The organism is Hydrogenophaga flava NBRC 102514 (assembly GCF_001571145.1).
GTDB classification, from domain to species: domain Bacteria; phylum Pseudomonadota; class Gammaproteobacteria; order Burkholderiales; family Burkholderiaceae_C; genus Hydrogenophaga; species Hydrogenophaga flava.
The window spans coordinates 42,214-62,093 of sequence record NZ_BCTF01000019.1 but is presented as its reverse complement, the minus strand read 5'-3'; the positions used below and the strand labels follow the sequence as shown (position 1 = coordinate 62,093).

The 19,880-nt window shown below is 63.1% G+C and carries 18 protein-coding genes and 1 riboswitch; of the genes, 15 read left to right on the top strand and 3 right to left on the bottom strand.

From position 1 onward, the window contains the following. The first annotated feature begins 70 nt into the window (after positions 1-70). Positions 71-778 carry an enoyl-CoA hydratase/isomerase family protein gene (locus HFL01S_RS16780; protein WP_066260708.1) on the top strand — a complete coding sequence of 236 codons (708 nt, stop codon included), beginning with the start codon at positions 71-73 and terminating at the stop codon, positions 776-778. A gap of 15 nt (positions 779-793) precedes the next feature. On the opposite strand, the gene HFL01S_RS16775 is transcribed toward HFL01S_RS16780, so the two are convergent. Next, positions 794-1,195 carry an ankyrin repeat domain-containing protein gene (locus tag HFL01S_RS16775; RefSeq protein ID WP_066260707.1) on the bottom strand — a complete coding sequence of 134 codons (402 nt, stop codon included), beginning with the start codon at positions 1,193-1,195 and terminating at the stop codon, positions 794-796. A 127-nt stretch (positions 1,196-1,322) separates the two neighbouring features. Here HFL01S_RS16775 and HFL01S_RS16770 point away from each other — a divergent pair, with 127 nt between their 5' ends. The 9 genes from HFL01S_RS16770 to atzF all read left to right on the top strand — a co-directional run bounded on the left by HFL01S_RS16770 (position 1,323) and on the right by atzF (position 12,547). After that, on the top strand, positions 1,323-2,378 hold the full coding sequence (locus HFL01S_RS16770; RefSeq protein ID WP_066260706.1) for a Fic family protein: 1,056 nt from the start codon (positions 1,323-1,325) through the stop codon (positions 2,376-2,378). Between the two features lie 133 nt (positions 2,379-2,511). Beyond that, entirely contained in the window at positions 2,512-2,880 is a 369-nt protein-coding gene (locus HFL01S_RS16765) for a hypothetical protein (RefSeq protein WP_066260705.1), read from the top strand. A gap of 48 nt (positions 2,881-2,928) precedes the next feature. Then, positions 2,929-3,360, top strand: coding sequence for a hypothetical protein (locus HFL01S_RS16760; RefSeq protein WP_066260704.1), 432 nt, complete (start codon positions 2,929-2,931; stop codon positions 3,358-3,360). Between the two features lie 76 nt (positions 3,361-3,436). Next, positions 3,437-3,563, top strand: a riboswitch (guanidine-I (ykkC/yxkD leader). A 68-nt stretch (positions 3,564-3,631) separates the two neighbouring features. Continuing rightward, complete coding sequence (locus HFL01S_RS16755) at positions 3,632-4,528, top strand: ABC transporter permease (protein WP_084383414.1); 897 nt, start codon at positions 3,632-3,634, stop codon at positions 4,526-4,528. Positions 4,529-4,533: 5 nt separating this feature from the next. After that, on the top strand, positions 4,534-5,394 hold the full coding sequence (locus HFL01S_RS16750; RefSeq protein ID WP_066260702.1) for an ABC transporter ATP-binding protein: 861 nt from the start codon (positions 4,534-4,536) through the stop codon (positions 5,392-5,394). Positions 5,395-5,569: 175 nt separating this feature from the next. Next, complete coding sequence (locus HFL01S_RS16745; protein WP_066260777.1) at positions 5,570-6,268, top strand: urea amidolyase associated protein UAAP1; 699 nt, start codon at positions 5,570-5,572, stop codon at positions 6,266-6,268. A 17-nt stretch (positions 6,269-6,285) separates the two neighbouring features. Then, a complete protein-coding gene (locus HFL01S_RS16740) occupies positions 6,286-6,954 on the top strand; it encodes an urea amidolyase associated protein UAAP2 (protein ID WP_066260701.1) in 669 nt (222 codons plus the stop codon). Positions 6,955-7,034: 80 nt separating this feature from the next. Next, positions 7,035-10,673, top strand: a complete 3,639-nt coding sequence (gene uca / locus HFL01S_RS16735; protein WP_066260700.1) for an urea carboxylase — start codon at positions 7,035-7,037, stop codon at positions 10,671-10,673. Positions 10,674-10,699: 26 nt separating this feature from the next. Further along, the gene (atzF, locus tag HFL01S_RS16730) at positions 10,700-12,547 is read left to right on the top strand and encodes an allophanate hydrolase (RefSeq protein ID WP_066260698.1); all 1,848 of its coding nucleotides are present in this window, start codon (positions 10,700-10,702) and stop codon (positions 12,545-12,547) included. A 230-nt stretch (positions 12,548-12,777) separates the two neighbouring features. Here atzF and HFL01S_RS24735 read toward each other — a convergent pair whose 3' ends face one another. Both HFL01S_RS24735 and HFL01S_RS16720 read right to left on the bottom strand, forming a co-directional pair. Further along, on the bottom strand, positions 12,778-14,940 hold the full coding sequence (locus HFL01S_RS24735) for a sensor histidine kinase (protein ID WP_169802347.1): 2,163 nt from the start codon (positions 14,938-14,940) through the stop codon (positions 12,778-12,780). Next, complete coding sequence (locus HFL01S_RS16720; protein WP_066260696.1) at positions 14,930-15,643, bottom strand: response regulator transcription factor; 714 nt, start codon at positions 15,641-15,643, stop codon at positions 14,930-14,932. Before HFL01S_RS16720 ends, HFL01S_RS24735 begins: the two co-directional genes overlap by 11 nt. 303 nt (positions 15,644-15,946) lie before the next feature. Between HFL01S_RS16720 and HFL01S_RS24730 the strand changes: the two genes are divergently transcribed. The 5 genes from HFL01S_RS24730 to HFL01S_RS16700 are packed head-to-tail and all read left to right on the top strand — an operon-like array spanning position 15,947 to position 19,703. After that, positions 15,947-16,231: a DUF3892 domain-containing protein gene (locus HFL01S_RS24730; protein WP_084383411.1), complete on the top strand. Its 285-nt coding sequence runs from the start codon at positions 15,947-15,949 to the stop codon at positions 16,229-16,231. Between the two features lie 57 nt (positions 16,232-16,288). After that, the gene (locus HFL01S_RS16715; protein ID WP_066260695.1) at positions 16,289-17,557 is read left to right on the top strand and encodes an SMODS domain-containing nucleotidyltransferase; all 1,269 of its coding nucleotides are present in this window, start codon (positions 16,289-16,291) and stop codon (positions 17,555-17,557) included. Beyond that, positions 17,557-18,045: a type II CBASS E2 protein gene (locus HFL01S_RS26025; RefSeq protein ID WP_066260693.1), complete on the top strand. Its 489-nt coding sequence runs from the start codon at positions 17,557-17,559 to the stop codon at positions 18,043-18,045. The genes HFL01S_RS16715 and HFL01S_RS26025 overlap by 1 nt, the downstream gene beginning before the upstream one ends. Positions 18,046-18,055: 10 nt before the next feature. Further along, positions 18,056-18,928: an SMODS domain-containing nucleotidyltransferase gene (locus HFL01S_RS16705; protein ID WP_066260692.1), complete on the top strand. Its 873-nt coding sequence runs from the start codon at positions 18,056-18,058 to the stop codon at positions 18,926-18,928. Between the two features lie 10 nt (positions 18,929-18,938). Further along, the gene (locus tag HFL01S_RS16700; RefSeq protein ID WP_066260690.1) at positions 18,939-19,703 is read left to right on the top strand and encodes a hypothetical protein; all 765 of its coding nucleotides are present in this window, start codon (positions 18,939-18,941) and stop codon (positions 19,701-19,703) included. Positions 19,704-19,880: the final 177 nt, after the last annotated feature.

Sequence of the window (19,880 nt, the reverse complement as noted above, 5' to 3'; positions counted from 1 at the left end):
CCGGCATCGGTGAAGGCGCAGTCTGGCGGTAGGACGGGTCCTACACGCCGCAACCCTGCTAGCCTGTGCCATGCCCTCCACATCCACACTCCTCCTTGAGCGCGAAGCCGGCGTCCTCACGCTCACGCTCAACCGTCCCGACAAGCTCAACGCCATTGACAACCCGCTGGCCGAGGCCCTGCTCGAAGCGCTCAACGCCGCCGCCACCGACGCCGCGGTGCGCGCCATCCGCCTGCGCGGCGATGGCCGCGCCTTCTGCGCCGGCCGCGACATCAGCGCTGCGCCCACCGAGCGCGACCTGGAACTGGTGCAGGCGGTCTCGCGCGCCATCGTCGCGCACCGCTGCCCCGTCATCGCCGCAGTGCACGGCTGGACGGTCGGCGCCGGCTTCGAATGGACGATGAACGCCGACATCGTCTTCGCCGCCGCCGACGCGCGCTTCAAGCTGCCCGAGGCCTCGCTCGGCGTCTTCGTCACCGGCGGTCTGGTGGCCACCCTGCCCGCCGCCATCGGCCCCATGCGCGCCAAGGCGCTGACGCTGCTGGGCGAGCCGTTCGACGCGGCGCAGGCGCTGGCTTGGGGCCTGGTCTACCGCTGCGTGCCGGCGGACGAACTCGATGCGGTGTCGCTCGCCGCAGCCCGGCGGATTGCGGACCTCAAACCCGAGGTGGCCCGCGAATTCAAGCGCGTGCTCAACCAGATCGGGCTGGAGCGCTTCGAGCAGGCGGTGGAAGAGGAGTCGGCCGTCCAGCGGCGGCTGGGCGACGCTGCGGCCTAAGACCCACGGCCAGATTCAGCCCGCCGGCGGGCGCTGCTTCTTCGCGATGCGGTCCCAGTCGCGCAGCGTCTGCAGCAGCCGGTTCTTCGCGTCGGTATGGCTCTGGCCGAAAGTCTCGGCCATCTGCCGGCGCAGCGCCTCGTCCGGCGGCGGCGCGCCCAGCGCCTTGAGCCGGTCGATCACCAGCATCAGCACCTGAAAGCTGCCCGAGCCCCCCGCCATCGTCAGCGGCGTCTGCCCGTCGGCCGCCGCGTCCAGCACGTCGGCGCCGTGCTCGATCATGAACTTGACCACCCCCGCCTTGCCGCCCGCACAGGCCCAGTGCAGCGGCACCAGCCCACCGTCGAGCCGCGCGTTGAAGTTGGCGCCGGGCGCGAGATGCTCCGCGGCCAGCGGCCAGCCGGAGGCTTTGATCATTTGCTGGAGTTGCCAGGGGGTCATGGGAATGTGTTTCTTGCAGAGCAATGCCGATTTTCGGTCTGTACCACCGGGGTAAATATCGAGTTCGCTAGATTTATGGATATTTCTGGATATATTTGCGGATATGCTCAAAACCGACAGCATCCACATCACACCAGAAATCCTGGCCCTCATCGCGCAGATTGACGAGTTCAAAGGTGCGTGGCGGGCGCTCGGTTCTCTGGCTCCGGAAAGACTCATGGCCCTGCGGCGCGTGGCCACTGTTGAAAGCGTCGCCTCATCGACGCGCATTGAAGGCAGCAAGCTCACCAATGCCGAGGTGGACGCCCTGCTCTCCAACCTCAAGGTCAAGAAATTCATCACCCGCGACGAACAGGAGGTGGCGGGCTATGCCGAGGTGATGGAACTGCTCTTCGCGTCCTGGGAACACATCCCCTTCAACGAAAACCACATCCAGCAACTGCACCGCGATCTGCTGACCCATTCCGACAAAGACGCGCACCACCGCGGCCATTACAAAAAAGTGCCGAACAGCGTGGTGGCCGTTGATGAAGAAGGCCAGCAGGTGGGCGTGGTCTTCGATACTGCCAATCCATTTGACACGCCGCGCCTCATGCAGGAGCTGGTGGACTGGGTGCGGTACGCCCGCGACAACAAGACCCTGCATCCCTTGTTGATTGTTTCGGTCTTTGTCGTGGTGTTCCTGGAGATTCACCCGTTCGAAGACGGCAACGGGCGCCTGTCGCGCATCCTGACCACACTGCTCATGCTGCAGTTCGGCTATGGCTACGTGCCCTACAGCTCACTGGAAAGCATCATCGAACAAAACAAGGGGGGGTACTACATCGCACTGCGCCAGACTCAGGGGACGATTCGCACCGAGACTCCCAACTGGCAGCCCTGGCTGGTGTTCTTTCTCTCGTCCTTGAGCTCGCAGGTCAAGCGCCTGTCGGTCAAGGTCGAGAGAGAGCAACTGCTGTCCCAGCGGCTGCCGAAACTGTCCGCCGATCTGGTGGCCCTGGCCAGAGAGCATGGCCGGTTGACCACGGCCCTGGCCGAGCAACAGACCGGTGCAAACAGGGCCACCATCAAAGCCCACCTGGCCAAACTCGTCAGAGATGGCCGCCTGGTCAAGCAGGGTGTCGGCCGCGGCACCTGGTATGTGGCGTCCGGGCGGTGAAATGACTGTTTTTGGCTATTTGTGGCTGTTTTTGTGGCCATCACAGATGCGGAGTCGAGCTCCATAAAAATGGGCGTTGAGCTGCATCAAATGCCCCAAATTCAAAGAGTTATGCTTTTATTGGAGTGAGCAAATGTTGAAGATCATCGCCATCCTCGTGTTTTCGGGCTCGCTCAACGTTGCCGTCGAGACCGATTCCGGTTGGGCTGAGAAGTCGTTTGCCAACACCGCGAATGGTGCAGAAGAATTGATTGGGTTTGCTGAAGAAGCGGTAGGTGATCCACCGGATGGCGTGAGGGTGGTGCTTGGCGCTCTGAGCGAGGAGGACAACTTGGAGCACATCGTCAACCTGTTCAATGCGCTGGAGTTGAAACACGGCTTCGCCACGCCCGAAGAGGTCAAGGCAGCTGCTGCCAAGCATCAACTTCCAGGGCCATCCGCCATCGCAGTGGCCAAGGCTGACCAAGACAAGTTTGGGGCGCTCTACGGACGGACGCCGTAGAGGTGAAGCACCCGTCCGGAGCCATTCATCATCGAACGAAGCGGTTTCATGGCAATCGTTATTGAAAGCTTGGAGCACGAAGTCGGATCAACGACCTTGGCCCAAGTGCGCCACGGCAGATTTCTCTTCAACGCCTTGGTGAACGGAAAGCAGTCAGAACTTCAGCGGCTTCTTGGGCACGAATGTCTTGTCGAGTTGGGGTTCGAGAAAGTCGTAAGTTGGCGGATCGCTGCAGGCTTCAAAGATGAAGACTCCTGCATCAAGGCAAGCGCAGATGTTCCAGGCGGCATCTGTGTCACGGGCGCAGTGCACAGCGTCATGCCGATCAGTTCTGGAGTGAGCTTGGTGGACATGTATCTGCAGACCGGGCCAGAGTTTCTGTGCATCGAGTCGACCGAGCTTGGCGGCACTGTGCCGTTGGTTGGTACGGGGTTGGAGGTCACCTTGTTGGGGCTTTGCTTCTATCCAACGCATTTTTAGTGACCCAGCCTTGGCACCAAACCTGCTAAAGCAAAAGCACAGAGAGGCGAGTGCACCAAAACAGTGACTCGCAGCCTTGAATGACCGCTAGGGTTCCGGGCGCTGCACACCGACACATATATATGTAGTCCGCAGCGCCGCCTGGTCCGAGAGCGGTCGGCCACGATCGTGTGGCTCCACGGAGGGACAAAAGCCCGGGAGAAGCTGGCATGCCGCTGATGCGGTTGCGCGAGCCTCTCTGGCCGTCGTCCCCCCGAACAGGAGCCCGCGCATGTCCACGTCGCCCCCTTCGTTTCCGCTGGTGGCCCCGGCGCCCGTCGCCGAGGCGGCTGCGCTGCAGCCCGCGCCCTTGGCGCCGCCACCGCCGCGCCGCCCGCTGTCCTCGCTCTGGACGGTGCGCGCGCCCATCAACCGCCGCGCCTACTGGGTGCTCGCGCTCTCCGGCCTCGTGTTGCCGCTGCTGGCCTGGGCCGCGCTGGCCGCCTGGGGCGGGCTGGACCCGACCTTCATGCCCTCGCCCGCGGCGGTTCTTGGCAAGTTCTGGGCGCGGCTGACCGAGAACGACCTGCTCAACGACATGGCGATCAGCACCTACCGCGTGGTCGCGGGCTTTGTGCTCTCGGCCGTGTTCGCGCTGCCGCTGGGCCTGTTCATCGGTTCGTTCCGTTCGGTGCAGGCGCTGCTGGAGCCGCTGACCGATTTCATCCGCTACATGCCGGCGGTGGCCTTCATCCCGCTGGTGATGCTGTGGGTGGGCATCGACGAAGGTTCCAAGATCGCCATCATCTTCATCGGCACCTTCTTCCAGATGGTGCTGATGGTGGCCGAGGATGTGCGGCGCGTGCCGGCCGCGCAGGTCGAGGCGGCGCAGACCATGGGCGCCAGCCGCGCCGAGCTGATCGAAAAGGTGATCCTGCCCAGCGCCAAGCCCGCGCTGCTGGACACGCTGCGCATCACCATGGGCTGGGCCTGGACCTACCTGGTGGTGGCCGAGCTGGTGGCGGCCAACTCGGGCCTGGGCTACGCCATCCTGCGCGCGCAGCGCTTCCTGCAGACCGACACCATCTTCGCCGGGATCATCGTCATCGGCCTGATCGGCCTGGCCACGGACCAGCTGTTCCGCCTGGCCCACCGCAAGGCGTTCCCCTGGCTCTACCTGAAAGGCTGACCGCCATGCGCTTTCCCGCCTTCAACCCCCTGGTCTCCAAGATCCAGATCCGCGACCTGCACAAGCGCTTCGACGGCGCGCCGCTGAACGCGCTGGAACACATCAATCTCGACATCGCGCACAACGAGTTCGTCACCTTCGTTGGCGCCTCGGGCTGCGGCAAGAGCACGCTGCTGCGCACCATCGGCGGGCTGGAAACGCACACCAGCGGCGAGCTGCTGGTGGACGGCCGGCCCGTCACCGGCCCCGACATCGACCGCGCCATGGTGTTCCAGCACTACAGCCTCTACCCCTGGATGTCGGTGATGGAGAACATCAAGTTCTGCCGCCAGCTCGCCGCGCACCGCAAGGACCACACCTCGGCGCAGGTCGAGGCCGCCTCGGGCCGCGCCGACGCGCTGCTGCGCCTCATGGGCCTGCAGGCCTCGGCCAACGCCTGGCCCAACCAGCTTTCGGGCGGCATGCAGCAGCGCGTGGCCATTGCGCGCGCACTCATGGGCCGGCCCGGCATCCTGCTGATGGACGAGCCCTTCGGCGCGCTGGACGCGCAGACGCGCGAGGTGATGCACGACCTGATCCGCCACGTGCACCGGCTGGAGCGCGCCACCATCGTCTTCGTCACGCACGACGTGGAAGAAGCCATCTACCTCGGCGGCCGCGTGGTGCTGATGGCGCCGCGCCCGGGCCGCATCGACACCGTCTACGACGTGCCCTTTGGCGACCAGCGCGACCAGGACCTCAAGCACGCGCCCGAGTTCCTGCGGCTCAAGCGCGAGATCCTCGAACGCATCCGCGAGACCTCGGGCATGAAGACCGACCTTGAACAGCTGCAGCGCCTCTCGGGCCTTACGGCCGAGACCGTGTGAACCCGAACGGAGACCCCCCATGAGCCCCACCCACACCTACCCCGTTCCCGAGACGCTCACCGACCCGCTGAGCGTGATCCCCTCCAACCCGCCGGCCGCCATGCCGGTCGACGCGCCCGCGCTGTGGCAGCGTTTTCCGCAAGCCGCGCTGGCGGGGGTGCACACCGGCCACGCCATGTGGAGCGAGGTGATGCCCGGCGGCAGCCACTGGGGCTGGCGCATGCCGCGCGGCAGCGCGATCCGCTTCGTCGCGCTGGAAGCTGGCGCCAACGTGAGCGTGGTCATGTACTCCGCGCTGGAAAAACTCGAGCGCTACAACATGCCCGACAGCCTCAAGGCGCAGCACACCGCGCACTACGGCAAGGGCCATGTGCTGATGAGCGACATGGGCCGCAGCATGGCCAGCGTCACGGCCGACAGCCTGGGCTGGCACGACCCGCTGGGCGCGCTGCTGGACAACGAGCTGATGGACGCGAAGTACGGCGCGCTGCCCTACGAACAGGTGCGCAACGCCATGCACCGCTCGGGCAAGGACGGGCTGCTGATCGAGATCGGCAAGTACGGCCTGACCAAGCGCGACCTCGTGGCGCCGGTCAACCTGTTCAGCAAGGTCAGCGTCGACGAACAGGGCCGCTTTCATTTCGCGAAGGACCACAGCCGCGCGGGCGACTTCGTCGAGCTGCGCTTCGACATGGACGTGATCGTCGCCGTCTCCAGCGCGCCGCACCCGCTGGACCCTGCCCCTGAGTGGGCGCCGAAGAAGGTCGGCCTGCTGGCCTGGCGCTGCGGCCCCGCGCCGGCCAACGACGCCTGCCGCGCCTTCCGCCCCGAGAACGCGCGGGCGCTGCACAACTCGGATGTCCTGTACCTGTGAACGAGGGAGATTCAAAGATGAACGCCACCACCGCCACCGACATCCGCATCCAGGAAAGCGCGCTCGACCCGGCGAATGCCGTGCTCAACCAGCGCCACCCCGCGGGCGAGCCCATCCTGTTTGCGGTCAATCAGGGCCAGACCCTGCGCATCGTCGACCTGGAAGGCAACCAGGCCGCCGACGTGATCTTCTACAACCGCGACGACCTGGCCGAGCACTACAGCGCCACCGACACCATGCTGCACCAGGGCGGCATCTACCTGACCACCGGCTCGGTCATCCGCAGCAACGACGCGCGGCCCATGCTCACCATCGTGGCCGACACCTGCGGCCGGCACGACACGCTCGGCGGCGCCTGCGCGGCCGAGAGCAACACCGTGCGCTACGCACTGCAGAAGAAGTTCATGCACAGCTGCCGCGACAACTACCTGATTGCGCTGCAGCGCGCCGACATGGGCCTCACCAAGCGCGACCTGGTGCCCAACATCAACTTCTTCATGAACGTGCCAGTGACCGGCGAAGGCGGGCTGAAGTTCGACGACGGCGTGTCCGGCCCGGGCAAGTACGTGGAGATGCGCGCCGAGATGGACCTGTGGGTGCTCATCAGCAACTGCCCGCAGCTCAACAACCCCTGCAACGCCTACAACCCCACGCCGATCCAGCTCCTGGTGTGGAACCCCGCCTGACCGAACCCTTGTGAAACCGGCCAGCAGGACGGCCTGCTGCGCGACACCCCTCGGCAGGACGGCCTGCCACCGGAGAGCCCATGTTCCGCAAGGTCCTGATCGCCAACCGCGGCGCCATCGCCTGCCGCATCATCCGCACGCTCAAAGCCCTGGGCGTGCAGAGCGTGGCCGTGTATTCCGAAGCCGACGCGCAGGCGCGCCATGCGCGCGAGGCCGACGAGGCTTACCTGCTCGGCCCCGCGCCCGCGGCCGAGAGCTACCTCAGGGCCGAGCGCATCCTGCAGATCGCCAAGGACTGCGGCGCCGAGGCCATCCACCCCGGCTACGGCTTCCTGTCGGAGAACCCGGGCTTTGCCCAGGCCTGCGAAGACGCGGGCATCGCCTTCATCGGCCCCACGCCCGAGCAGATGCGCGCCTTCGGCCTGAAGCACACGGCGCGCGATCTGGCCGAACAGCGCGGCGTGCCGCTGCTGCCCGGCACCGGCCTGCTGGCCGACGCGGCGCAGGCCCGCGCCGAGGCGCTGCGCATCGGCTACCCGGTCATGCTCAAGAGCACGGCCGGCGGCGGCGGCATCGGCATGCGCCTGGTGTGGAGCGAAGACGAACTCAGCGACGCGTTCGCCTCGGTGCAGCGCCTGGCCAGCGCCAACTTCAAGGACGCTGGCCTGTTCCTGGAAAAGTACGTCGAGCAGGCGCGCCACATCGAGGTGCAGGTCTTCGGCGACGGCGCGGGCACGGTGCTCGCGCTGGGCGAGCGCGATTGTTCGGTGCAGCGGCGCAACCAGAAGGTGATCGAAGAGACGCCCGCGCCGGGCCTGACCGACGCGCAGCGCCACGAGCTGCACGCCACCGCGGTGCGCCTCGCGCAGGCGGTGAACTACCGCTCGGCCGGCACGGTGGAATTCGTCTACGACGCCGCCACCGGCCAGTTCTATTTCCTCGAAGTCAACACCCGCCTGCAGGTGGAACACGGCGTGACCGAGCAGGTCACCGGTGTCGATCTGGTCGCGTGGATGGTGCAGCTCGCGGCCGGCGACCTGCCGCCGCTGGCCACACTCGCGCCCACGCCGCAGGGCGCGTCCATCCAGGTGCGGCTGTACGCCGAAGACCCGGCCAAGAACTTCCAGCCCAGTGCCGGATTGCTGACCGAAGTCGTCTTCCCCACAGATGCGCCACACCATGCCCGCGTGGACGGCTGGGTCGAGCGCGGCACCGAGGTGCCCGCCTGGTACGACCCCATGCTGGCCAAGCTCATCGTCACCGCGCCCGACCGCGAACAGGCGCTGGTCAAGCTCGACGCCGCGCTGGCCGCCACCCGCCTGGCCGGCATCGAGACCAACCTGGGCTACCTGCGCCAGGTGGTGCGCGACCCGGTGTTCCGCGAAGGCCGGCAAGTCACGCGTTTCCTCAACAGCTTCCACTTCCGGCCCGCGACCGTCGAAGTGGTAGAGCCCGGCGTGCAGACCAGCGTGCAGGACTGGCCGGGCCGTCTCGGCCACTGGGACGTGGGCGTGCCGCCCAGCGGCCCCATGGACGCCTACGCCCACCGCATGGCCAACCGCCTGGTGGGCAACGCCGACGACGCGGCCGCGCTGGAGATCACGCTCTCCGGCCCCACGCTGCGCTTCAACGCGGATGCCGTGATCGCCGTGACCGGTGCACCGGTGAAGGTGCTGCTCGACGGCGCGCCGCTTGCCCAGTGGCAGAGCCACCGCGTGCCCGCCGGCAGCGTGCTCGCCATCGGCCGCGCCGAGGCCGGCGCGCGCCTGTGCCTGGCTGTCGGCGGCGGCTTCGACGTGCCGCTGTACCTGGGCAGCCGCAGCACCTTCACGCTCGGCCAGTTCGGCGGCCACGCCGGCCGCCACCTGCGCACCGGCGACGTGCTGCACCTGGCCGCGCCGGGCGCCGGCACCGCGGGCGTGAGCGTGTCCGGCGACACCGTGCCCGCCTTCACCCACCACTGGGATGTGGGCGTGCTCTACGGCCCGCACGGCGCGCCCGACTTTTTCACACCCGATGACGTCACCACCTTCTTCGCCACCGACTGGGAGGTGCACTACAACTCCAGCCGCACCGGCGTGCGCCTGATCGGCCCCAAGCCGCAGTGGGCGCGTGCTGACGGTGGCGAGGCCGGCTTGCACCCCTCGAACATCCACGACAACGCCTACGCCATTGGCGCCATCGACTTCACCGGCGACATGCCGGTCATCCTCGGCCCCGACGGCCCCAGCCTCGGCGGCTTCGTCTGCCCCGCCGTGGTGATCAACGCCGAACTCTGGAAGCTCGGCCAGCTGCGCCCCGGCGACACGGTGCGCTTCCACCGCCTCTCGCTCGATGAAGCACTCGCGCGCAGTGCGTCTGTCGAGGCCGCGCTGACCTCGCTCACGCAGGCCCTGCCCGCCACGCCGGCCGACGACGCCACCGCCCACCCCACACCCATCGTCCTGGCCGACCCCGCGCGCGAAGACGAGGCCGTGCCCGCCATGGTGGTGCGCCAGGCCGGCGACCGTTACCTGCTGGTCGAGTTCGGCCCGCTGGTGCTCGACATCGAACTGCGCCTGCGTGTGCACGTGCTCATGCAGGCGCTGCAAGCGCGCATGGCAGCGGGCACCCTGCCCGGCATCGTCGACATGACGCCCGGCATCCGTTCGCTGCAGCTGCACTTCGACCCCGCCAAGGTCTCGCGCGCCGAGTTGCTGAAGGTGCTGGTCGAGGCCGAGGCCGCGCTGCCCGCCGTCGACGACATGGAAGTGCCCAGCCGCATCGTGCACCTGCCGCTCAGCTGGGACGACCCGCAGACCAAACTGGCGATCGAGAAGTACATGCAGTCGGTGCGGCCCGACGCGCCCTGGTGCCCGAGCAACATCGAGTTCATCCGCCGCATCAACGGGCTGGACCGCATCGACGATGTGTTCAAAGTCGTGTTCGACGCCAGCTACCTGGTGCTGGGCCTGGGCGACGTGTACCTGGGCGCGCCGGTGGCCACGCCGGTGGACCCGCGCCACCGCCTGGTGACCACCAAGTACAACCCCGCGCGCACCTGGACGCCAGAGAACGCCGTCGGCATCGGCGGCGCCTACCTCTGCGTCTACGGCATGGAAGGCCCCGGCGGCTACCAGTTCGTGGGCCGCACGCTGCAGATGTGGAACCGCTGGCGCCACGGTGAGCCCGGCTCCGTGTTCGAGCAGCCCTGGCTGCTGCGCTTCTTTGACCAGATCCGCTTCGTGCCGGTGGACCAGGACGAGCTGCTGCGCATCCGCGCCGCCTTCCCGCACGGCGGCTACGCGCTGCAGATCGAAGAGACCAGCTTCAGCCTGCGCGACTACCGCCGCTTCCTGGCCGACAACGCCACCAGCATCGGCGCCTTCAAGGCGCAGCAGCAGGCCGCCTTCGACGCCGAGCGCGAGCGCTGGGCCGCGAGCGGCCAGCTCACCTACGCGGGCGACGTTGACGTGGCCTCGGCCGACGCCAGCGTCGAGCTGGACCTGCCGCCCGGTGGCCGCCCGCTGGCCAGCAGCGTGCCCGGCAGCGTGTGGAAGGTGCTGGTCAGCGAAGGCCAGCGCGTGGCCGCCGGCGACGTGCTGCTCGTCGTCGAGTCCATGAAGATGGAATTCAGCGTGCTCGCCCCGCACGACGCCACCGTGCACCGCCTCATGTGCCGCGAAGGCGCGCCCGTGGCCGCCGGCCAGGACGTGCTGGTTCTCGTCACCGAAAAATGAACAAAACCAAATCAGCGGAGCCCACCATGACCACCCACCTCCAGGACCTGTCCTTCGACCTCGCCAGCCTGCGCGCCGCCTACGCCGCCGGCACCCCGGTGCGCGCCGTCATCGCCGAAGCCATGCGCCGCTGCGCGAGCGACGCGAACCACGCCTTCATCCACCGCCTGACCGACGCGGAGATCGAGCCCTATGTCGCCCGTTTGGAAAGTGCTGACGGCGTGGACCCGGCCAGCCTGCCGCTGTACGGCGTGCCCTTCGCGCTCAAGGACAACATCGACCTCGCGCACATCCCCACCACCGCGGGCTGCCCCGAATACGCCTACACGCCCACGGAGAGCGCCTTTCTCGTGCAGCAGCTCATCGCGGCCGGCGCCGTGCCGCTGGGCAAGGCCAACCTCGACCAGTTCGCCACCGGCCTCAACGGCACCCGCTCACCCTACGGCGCCTGCCGCAACGCCTTCAACCCCGACTTTGTTTCGGGCGGCTCCAGCAGCGGCTCGGCCGTGAGCGTGGCCAAGGGCTGGGTCAGCTTCTCGCTGGGCACCGACACGGCCGGCTCGGGCCGCGTGCCCGCCAGCTTCAACAACCTCATCGGCCTCAAGCCCACCATCGGCCTGCTCTCGGCCATCGGCGTGGTGCCGGCCTGCCGGTCGGTGGACACGGTGTCCATCTTCGCCCTCACCGCCGCCGACGCGCAGGCCGTGCTGGCCGTGGCCGCTGTGCCCGACGAAGCCGACGCCTTCAGCCGCGCCGCCAAGCCCTTCGGCGTCGACTTCTCGGCCGGCGCCTTCCGCTTTGGCGTGCCGCGCCCGCAAGACCTCAACTTCTTCGGCAACGAAGCGGTCGTCGCGCTGTTCGCGCAGAGCATCGAGCGCCTCCACGCCCTCGGCGGCACCGCGGTCGAGGTCGACCTCGCGCCCTTCCTCGACGCCGCGCGCCTGCTCTACGAAGGCCCCTGGGTCGCCGAGCGCTACGTCGCGATCAAGGACTTCATCGAAGCGCAGCCCGAAGCCGTGTTCCCGCCCGTGCGCAGCATCATCGAAGGCGGCAAGAGCAAGACCGCGGCCGACGCCTTCGCCGCGAGCTACAAGCTCAAGGCGCTCAAGCGCGTGTGCGACGCCGTGTGGAAAGACATCGACTGCCTGCTCACGCCGACGGCGGGGACGATCTACCGCATCGCCTACATGCAGGCCGACCCGATCCGCCTGAACAGCAACCTGGGCCACTACACCAACTTCATGAACCTGCTGGACTACGCCGCCGTCGCGGTGCCCGCCGGCTTCCAGGCCAGCGGCGACGCGCAAGGCCTGCCCTGGGGCGTGACCCTGGCCGCGCCCGCGTTCAAGGACGTGCCCCTGCTGCGCCTGGCCGACCGCTTCCATCGCGCGCAGGCCGCGCTGTCACTCGGCGCCACCACCGCACCGCTGGCCGACACCCCCGCCATCAACAGCACCGATCTGCCCAAAGGCAGCAACACCGCCGGTACCGTCAAGGTTGCGGTCTGCGGCGCACACCTCAGCGGCCTGCCGCTCAACTGGCAACTCACACAACGCGGCGCGCGCCTGCTCGGCGCGGTGCAGTCCGCACCCGAATACAGGTTCTACGCCCTCGCCGGCGGCCCGGTCCAGCGGCCCGGCATGGTGCGCGTCAACGAAGGCGGCGCCGCTATCGACATGGAAGTGTGGGAACTGCCCGCCGAACACTTCGGCAGCTTCGTCGACGGCATCCCCGCGCCGCTGGGCATCGGCAAGGTGAAGCTGGCCGATGGCAGCTGGGTCAGCGGGTTTGTGTGTGAGGCGATCGGGGTGGAGGGCGGGACCGAGATCACGCAGCTTGGTGGCTGGAGGGCCTGGCTGACGCAGAAGGGCTAAGGCTTAGCATCCGCTCTAGGCGAGAGGGACCGAAATACAGCAGTTGCAGTCATTCGCCGGTCACGCCCGAAAGACCTGTGTGTGGAAAGGGTAGACGTTTGACATATTGAAAAGTGATCGCCCTCTCCAACTGGTATCAAGTCATTGCCAACATCGCCTACACAGCAGTGCGCAACGTCTGCTTGTGATTGATTCAAGCTAGCACTACCAACCTACCGGGACACATAACTTCAGGCCGCCTTGCCTGTGGATGCGAAGACGGAACTGTGAAGCCCAAGCAAGGTGGGCCGGCGCTCCGGGCGTGGGGTTGCTTTGGGCAGGTCGATCGTGATTGCAACCCCGGTGCCGCGATTTTCAGCCTTAATGGACCCGCTCATCTTGCTCAAGTACATCCGAGCAACGAAAAGTCCTTGGCCTTTGTTGTTTGGCCCGTCGCTGCTAGAAGCACCGTAGTTGAAGATGGATTCGAGGTCTCCGTCGATATGACTTCCCTCGTTATAGATCTCTACTGTTGCCCACGTCGCCGACTCGCTCAAGTTGATATACACATTACTGCTGGGAGTGCGTAGGCGCCGAGCGTTGTCCAAGATGTGTTCCAGTACCTGTTCGAAATTGATCGGATCGAAGCTCGCCAACACCGATCCTGCCGTTGAAGAGAAAACCACCAACATCGCCTCGTCTGAGGCGTTCTCGCAGTACACAGATAGATACTCTGCGATATCGAGTTCTTCGATGACGATGCGGCCGCTCTGGATGCCTGCCTCGATACTCGTCGCTGCGTAGAGTGCTTCGACGGCTCGATCCATGCGCTCAAGCAAAGTGCTCACAGCAGGATTGCTGTGCTCCAACTTCAATAGCGTTTGGAGTGGAGAGCGGATCTCATGGCCGATCGCCTCGAGCACTGCCTGACGCGTCTTGATGCGGGCGTCATCTGCCCGATGCTTGTAAGACAGTCGCCTGTCCCTGGAACTGCTGCGGCGCACAAGCACCTCAATGATGCGAGCCAAAGCCCCCGTCTCGTCTTGCCGCATTGAGAACGCCTTCAACTCCTGCGTGTGAAGAGGTCTGTAAGCAATCTTCGCGGCAATCTTCGAAATCTGCCAGATGCGCGAGATGGCAGCCAGACAAACAAATGCAAGGATGGCAATGAGTAGCACGCCAAGCGACAACCACAAGAATGCACGCGCCACGATGGCCGGCATGGGGAAGGGGTTGCTGGCCAGCGTCGCAACTATCGGCGAGCCTTGGGAGAACGGCATTTCGACCTTAACGCGACGAACGCTGCGTCCGCTGATAGAAGAAATCACATGGGCGGTCCACCAGTCCGATAGCTTCTGAAAGGCGTCAAAGCGACCGGGTTGCGCATTTGCTTCAAGCTGGCTTGACTCCCAGATCTTCCGTCCATTTCGCGTGATCTCTAGGTGTGAATTCGACTTGATGTTTTGTCGATAAGACTGCTCCACAGAAGCCAGCGCCGTTCCGATAGTGTCCGAGGAGACGCTGAATCGGGCCATAGCCTTGTCGCCGTCTAGATGGGCAATATCGATTCCCACAGTGATGTTCGCAAGCGAAGGCGCTGGCCAGATCGATGAGCCGTCTGTTAGTAGTTCCGCTGAGTCGATCCTTCCAACGACCGTGACGTAATTTGCGCTCACATCGGCGCCATCAGACTGTTGGCTTTCAAAGGCCTGCGCGTTGATTCGCCTGATAAGTGCTCCATCTTCGGTGTATGCAGTGACTTCATGTAATCCATCAAAACGCTTGAGCTGTGATGGATACCGGCTTTCCGCAAGAGGAGGTGTCTCGAAGACGAGCAGCGCAACAAGTTGGCGCTGACCATTGAATCGGAGTCGGATGTAGTCAGAAGTTGTTGGTGAGGTGCCACGTCTATGACGAGAAATTGCTGGCGATGGGAATTTCAAAGTGAAGTAGACGTATCGCCCTGCTGGATCGTTGGCCAGGGTAGCCATGCATGCGCGCAAGCCAAATGCAGCGCCCAGTGGACTCCCTTTTTGAACTGGAAACTCAGTATCGCAAGCCTGCGGAGCGTTCCACTGAAGGTTCTGTGCTTGAACGTACTTTGCGTTGGCCGTGCGTATAAGGTACTCAAAGAATGGCTTCTGGACGCTGCCAATCGTCAGCTTCCTTCCTGCAGCGGAGTACTGCGAGGGGTCGTCGAGCAGGAATGTCCCATCTTCGGTTCGCGTAGCTAGTAAAAAGCTCGTCAACTCCGCCCCAAGAATTGCTTGACGAGTGGTTAGGTCCTCAGCGTCAGCCGTCCTGACGATATCGCGCACTGCACCTATGGAAACGATCAGAAGAAGAAAAAATAGAACTGCAGTCGATATCGAAAGAGCGAACTTGCGCCAGTTTAAAAACTGCTTAATTTTCATTCCAAACGTACCCCTTTGCGGGCACGGTCTTGATGGCAGAGAATGTTTGATCAACATCCTTGAAGCGCGCCCTGACGGTCGAAATGTGAGTCATCAATGCGGCGTCACTCTGCGCAGTGGACATTTGCTTCAATAGCACGCTCTTTTGCACTGTCTTTCCCATCGACTCCACCAATACATGTACGAGTCGTGACTGGGTCATAGTGAGCCTGACCGGTATTCCCTTCCATCTCCATGCCAGCGTACGCGTCGGGTCTCGGGTCAGCGAGGAGCCTGCGAGGGCTTCAGAGGCTACGCCGTCATCGCTTTCGTTGTTGTCAGTCTTTGCGCGTAGCGCGTGCTGCACTTTGTTTACAAGATCCGAGTCCCGAATCGGCTTGCTGACGAATTCGTAGGCATCCAACGAAAGTGCAATGTCCGGAATATTTTCAGCGTCAATACCAGACACGATGATCGTCGGTGTCTTACTACTCCCTAGCAGTTGAAGGAGCTTCAGGCCCGCGTACTTGAGTCCTGGTCGAAGCGGGTCAGGGCCTAAGTCGACGTCAACGATAGCAACATCAAACTCTGTTGCCTCTATCAGAGTGACCGCGCCAGCGCGATCGTACGCGACAGAGACGCGTATGCCGGGCAACCTACTAAGCAAGTTGGCCATGTACTTATTTATGACGACATCATCATCGACGACTAGGGCGTGAGGCATGTGAGTTTGGGTTTCGTAGTTTCTTGAGCGTACTCGGATACAGCCTGCTGGTGAATTCGGGTTCCTTGAGGTGCCTTCAGATTTCTTAAGGGCAGCACGCTGTTTATGAAGAGCTTCGTATGGCGAATTTCGCTCTTTTTAGGCTCGCGCCTTGAGAATAAACACAGTTCAAACGCGACGTAGACCAGCAACTCTGCCCATTCGACAAGCTTGTTGGCAGCCAGGGCTTGGTTGTGTTTTGAACTACCGAAACAGTCTCGCGCAATAACACTGCCCAGATACGTACAAAAGTGAAAGAAGAATATGGCCAAAGTTCAAATCACCTGTATCACGAAATCTCAGCCACAGGGAGGTCACGAGCACATCACTCACGCAGGCAACCCCAAAGGACCGTGGAAGTGGTCCGTAGAGAAGATTATTGACAGCATCGACAGCAAGACCAACACGTTCTATGTCCGCAACGCCCGTGGCGATGAAGCATACGTTGGCGTGGTGCGCCCATCTGGCCGCCGTCCGTACATCCGCACCTATGCAGACGGCGTCTGGACGGACAACCTGCTCTCGCTGACCGCCTGCTCTCTACCGTAAACAGCTCACGCAAAGCTGATTGATGGCCTAACCACACTCAACCACCTTGGGGAATAAATGCCTGCGCTGCTCCAACCAAACTCCCATCCAGCAGTTCCTGGACGGCGTGTCTCTCACCGATCATCTGCACGTTTCTTCTACCTAATCGACGCGATTGGGCGGCTGCACGAGCCAACATCTACGCAGTTAGATGCGTTGGAATCCTCATATCGCAGCACCGCTGAGTTCTTGTCGACCTGTCCAGAGTTCAACGGCCTGCTGCATGAAATTCATGCTCACGGCTCACGACAACTTGGCACGCTCGTCAGACCCATGGATGAAACACGCGAAGGGTTTGACATCGACCTCATTGCTCGCCTACATGGTCGGGCGATGCGCGAGTATGGTGGAGCCGCAGGACCTGCTCGACTACTCAACAATCTCTTCGCCGCGTTGGAGCGCTACGCCAACGCGCACGGCCTTCGCATCCAACGCTGGGAGCGCTGCGTCACACTTGAGTACGCTGACAGCATGTTCGCCGACATTGCCCCCATCATCGACGAGCCCTCTATCGTCAGCATCTACGGTGACACGCTCGGACGCATTCCCGACCGCAAATTACACATCTACGATAAGACCAACCCGAAAGGCTACGCAAGAGCCTTTGACAAGGCTGCGGCAATCTCACCGAACTTCACGTCCAGCCTGGAATTCACGGAAGCCTTTGAGGCCGAAACTCGCGCCAATGTCACACCATTGCCCGTCGCTGAGGAAGTGTTCAATCGGTTGCTCAGTCGCCTTGTACAAATGCTGAAGCTGCACCGCAACGTCGCATTCGGCACAGCCGTCGGCACCTCAGCAGACCTGGCTCCTTCGTCCGTCTTCGTTACGACTCTTGCCGCCGCCGCCTACGCCGTTCAAGCGCCCCTGCCCCACCACAGCCCGTTGGAGCTGCTGCTCGATATTGTCGAAACCCTGCCTGTGTACTTTGAACGCACGCTCCTGCAGAACGGCGCCGAGCACTGGGTGCTTCAAAACCCATCGGCGCCGGGCGAAAACCTAGCGTCAAGCATGAACACTCCGGCACGGCAAGCTGCGTTCAACTCGTGGCATGGACTCATCAAGGAGCAGTTGGCCGATATCGTCGAATCGATTGAAGCCCAGGCGGGTATGGGCGTGCTGCTGGCCAAGCTGGAAACCGCGTTCGGCAAGCGCGCTGCCCGGGCGATCCGGAACGAAGAGGCCCGGCAGCGCCAGAGTACGGCTGGTATTGGCAAAGTCGTACTGCTCTCGTCCGGTGCCCCTATCGCCACGACCGCACGCGCGCACACTTTTTTTGGTGATTGATGAAAGCGGCCATTCCAGTCGCCCTGCCTACGCTGGCTCAGCGGGCCATGGAGCTTAGAGGGATAGGGATGCCCGGTGCCACGGTGCGCCTAGTTGGCGGCAGGGAGTTGCAGTTCCGCTTCTCGGTGAGACCCAGTCGATTCGGGCGCGACTATGGCTGCCTACTGCGCCTGAGCCCAGATTCACGTGCGCCCGAGGTGTTCGTCATGTCCCCGAATCTCCTATCCCTAGCTGGCAGCGATCCGATTCCGCACGTCTACCGGCACGATGGAGTGGGCGTCTTGCTTTGCCTCTGGTGGCCGAAGCGGCGTGAGTGGGCGCCCCAGCTCAAGCTGATAGAGACCTTCATCCCGTGGACTGAGGAGTGGCTCTGGTACTTTGAGGACTGGTTGACAACTCGCATCTGGGCAGGAGGCGGTGAACACCCGACGTTGCCGCGCAAGCGCCGGGCACTCAAGTTAGATGTAGCCGTATCGACAGGGGACTAAGGGAAGCGGTATGCCCAGATCTATCGAAGATGGATTCCAAGACTTCCTCATCAAGTTGAAAGCCAAGGCCCCCGAAACCGAGGCTGCAACTCGACACCGTGCGTCGATCCAGCAATGCCTCATCGGAAACTTCGGACTTACGCGCTTCGTGCGTATCGGTTCATTCGGCAATGGGACCAGCGTCTCCGGCTTCAGCGATATCGACTACCTCGCATCTATCCCTACCGCCCGATTGACCCAATCTTCGACATACTCGCTGTCAAAAATCCGCGATGCCCTTGATACACGCTTTCCAAAAACCGGCGTCCGGGTGAACACGCCTGCTGTAGCAGTGCCATTTGGCACTTACAGGTCCGAATCTACCGAGGTTGTCCCAGCAGATTACATCGGCGAGTCCAATGGGCACAAGGTCTACGAGATAGCGGATGGCGGTGGCGGTTGGATGCGCATCAGCCCGGATTCTCACAACGACTATGTCGCTCGCATTGACAGGCGCTTGGACGGCAAGGTCAAGCCGCTGATCCGCTTCATCAAGGCTTGGAAGTTCCATCGCAGTGTTCCACTCTCTTCGTTCTATTTGGAAATGCGCGTCGCCAAGTATGCAGAGAGCGAGCCCTCCATTGTCTATGACATAGACGTGGCTCGAGTGCTGAAGAGTTTGTGGGACCACCAACTGGCTAAGCTCCAGGAGCCTACTGGCTTCTCTGGCTTTGTAGCTGCGTGTAAGAGTGAAGCGCAGCGTGAGGACGCGCTGTCCAAACTCAGCACAGCTGTCATGAGGGCTCAGAAGGCGCGCAAGGCGTCTATCGATGGCGCGACTTCTGACGCGTTCTATTGGTGGCGCCTCCTATACAACGAAGCATTTCCTAACTACTACTGCTGAGGCGCACCGGATGTCCAAATCAGATCCAGTCCGTGAGAACTACTACGCATCTGTTGATCGCGCCGAGAAGACTGCAGACGGCTTGTTCTATGTGACGGCAATCCTTTCGATCATCTCGCTGTTCGTTGAGAGGGCCATGTATCCCCTCGAGTACGAAATAGTCCAGACGAGCTTCGCTGTCTGCGTTATCACGCTGTTCATCGTTGGTGTCGTCAACCGCCTGTATTGGACGCCGCGCGCCGAAGACAAGCGCAGACAGGACTTCTTCGCCAGCGCCTGCGGCGTAACCCTAAGCCACCAGAAGACCGATGGCTACTACAACAACGACTTAACCGATCCCGTCGACCGGATGGCAGCTCAGGTGATGGAGAACAGCCACTTCAGCAAGGCCATCGTATTGCGTATGGCCAGCACTGAACGTATCAAAGTTGCAACCTACGGCGCGCTGTGGTTCATCTGTGTGCTCAACCGGCACGCCGATCTCGGTCTGATCGTTGCGGCATCCCAGGCTGTCTTCAGCGAGCAAATCCTGTCGAAGTGGCTGAGGTTGGAATGGTTGCGAATCCGGTTTGAGAATACCTACGACGAAATGCATCGGATATTCCAATCGAAACCACCAACGCCAACGTTCAGGGCCCAAACGCTGGAGTCACTCGGTAAGTACGAGACAGCAAAGGCAACAGCAGGCATCACGTTGTCGTCAAGTCTCTTCCACAAGATGAATGACCAGTTGTCTGCTGAGTGGGACCTGATCAAGGCTGACCTCTGCATCTAGCGGTAGGTGAGAAAAGTCTTGGTAACGGCAGTGCGCAGTGCCTGGACACTCACCTCCGACCAGAACGCCAGGGCCCAAAGCATCCTCTGCCCGACGTTTGTCAACAATGGTCCAAATTTTCGATCAGTCAATTCAGGTCTTGCTCAGTAAATGACTGGATGAAGGATCCGCGAATGT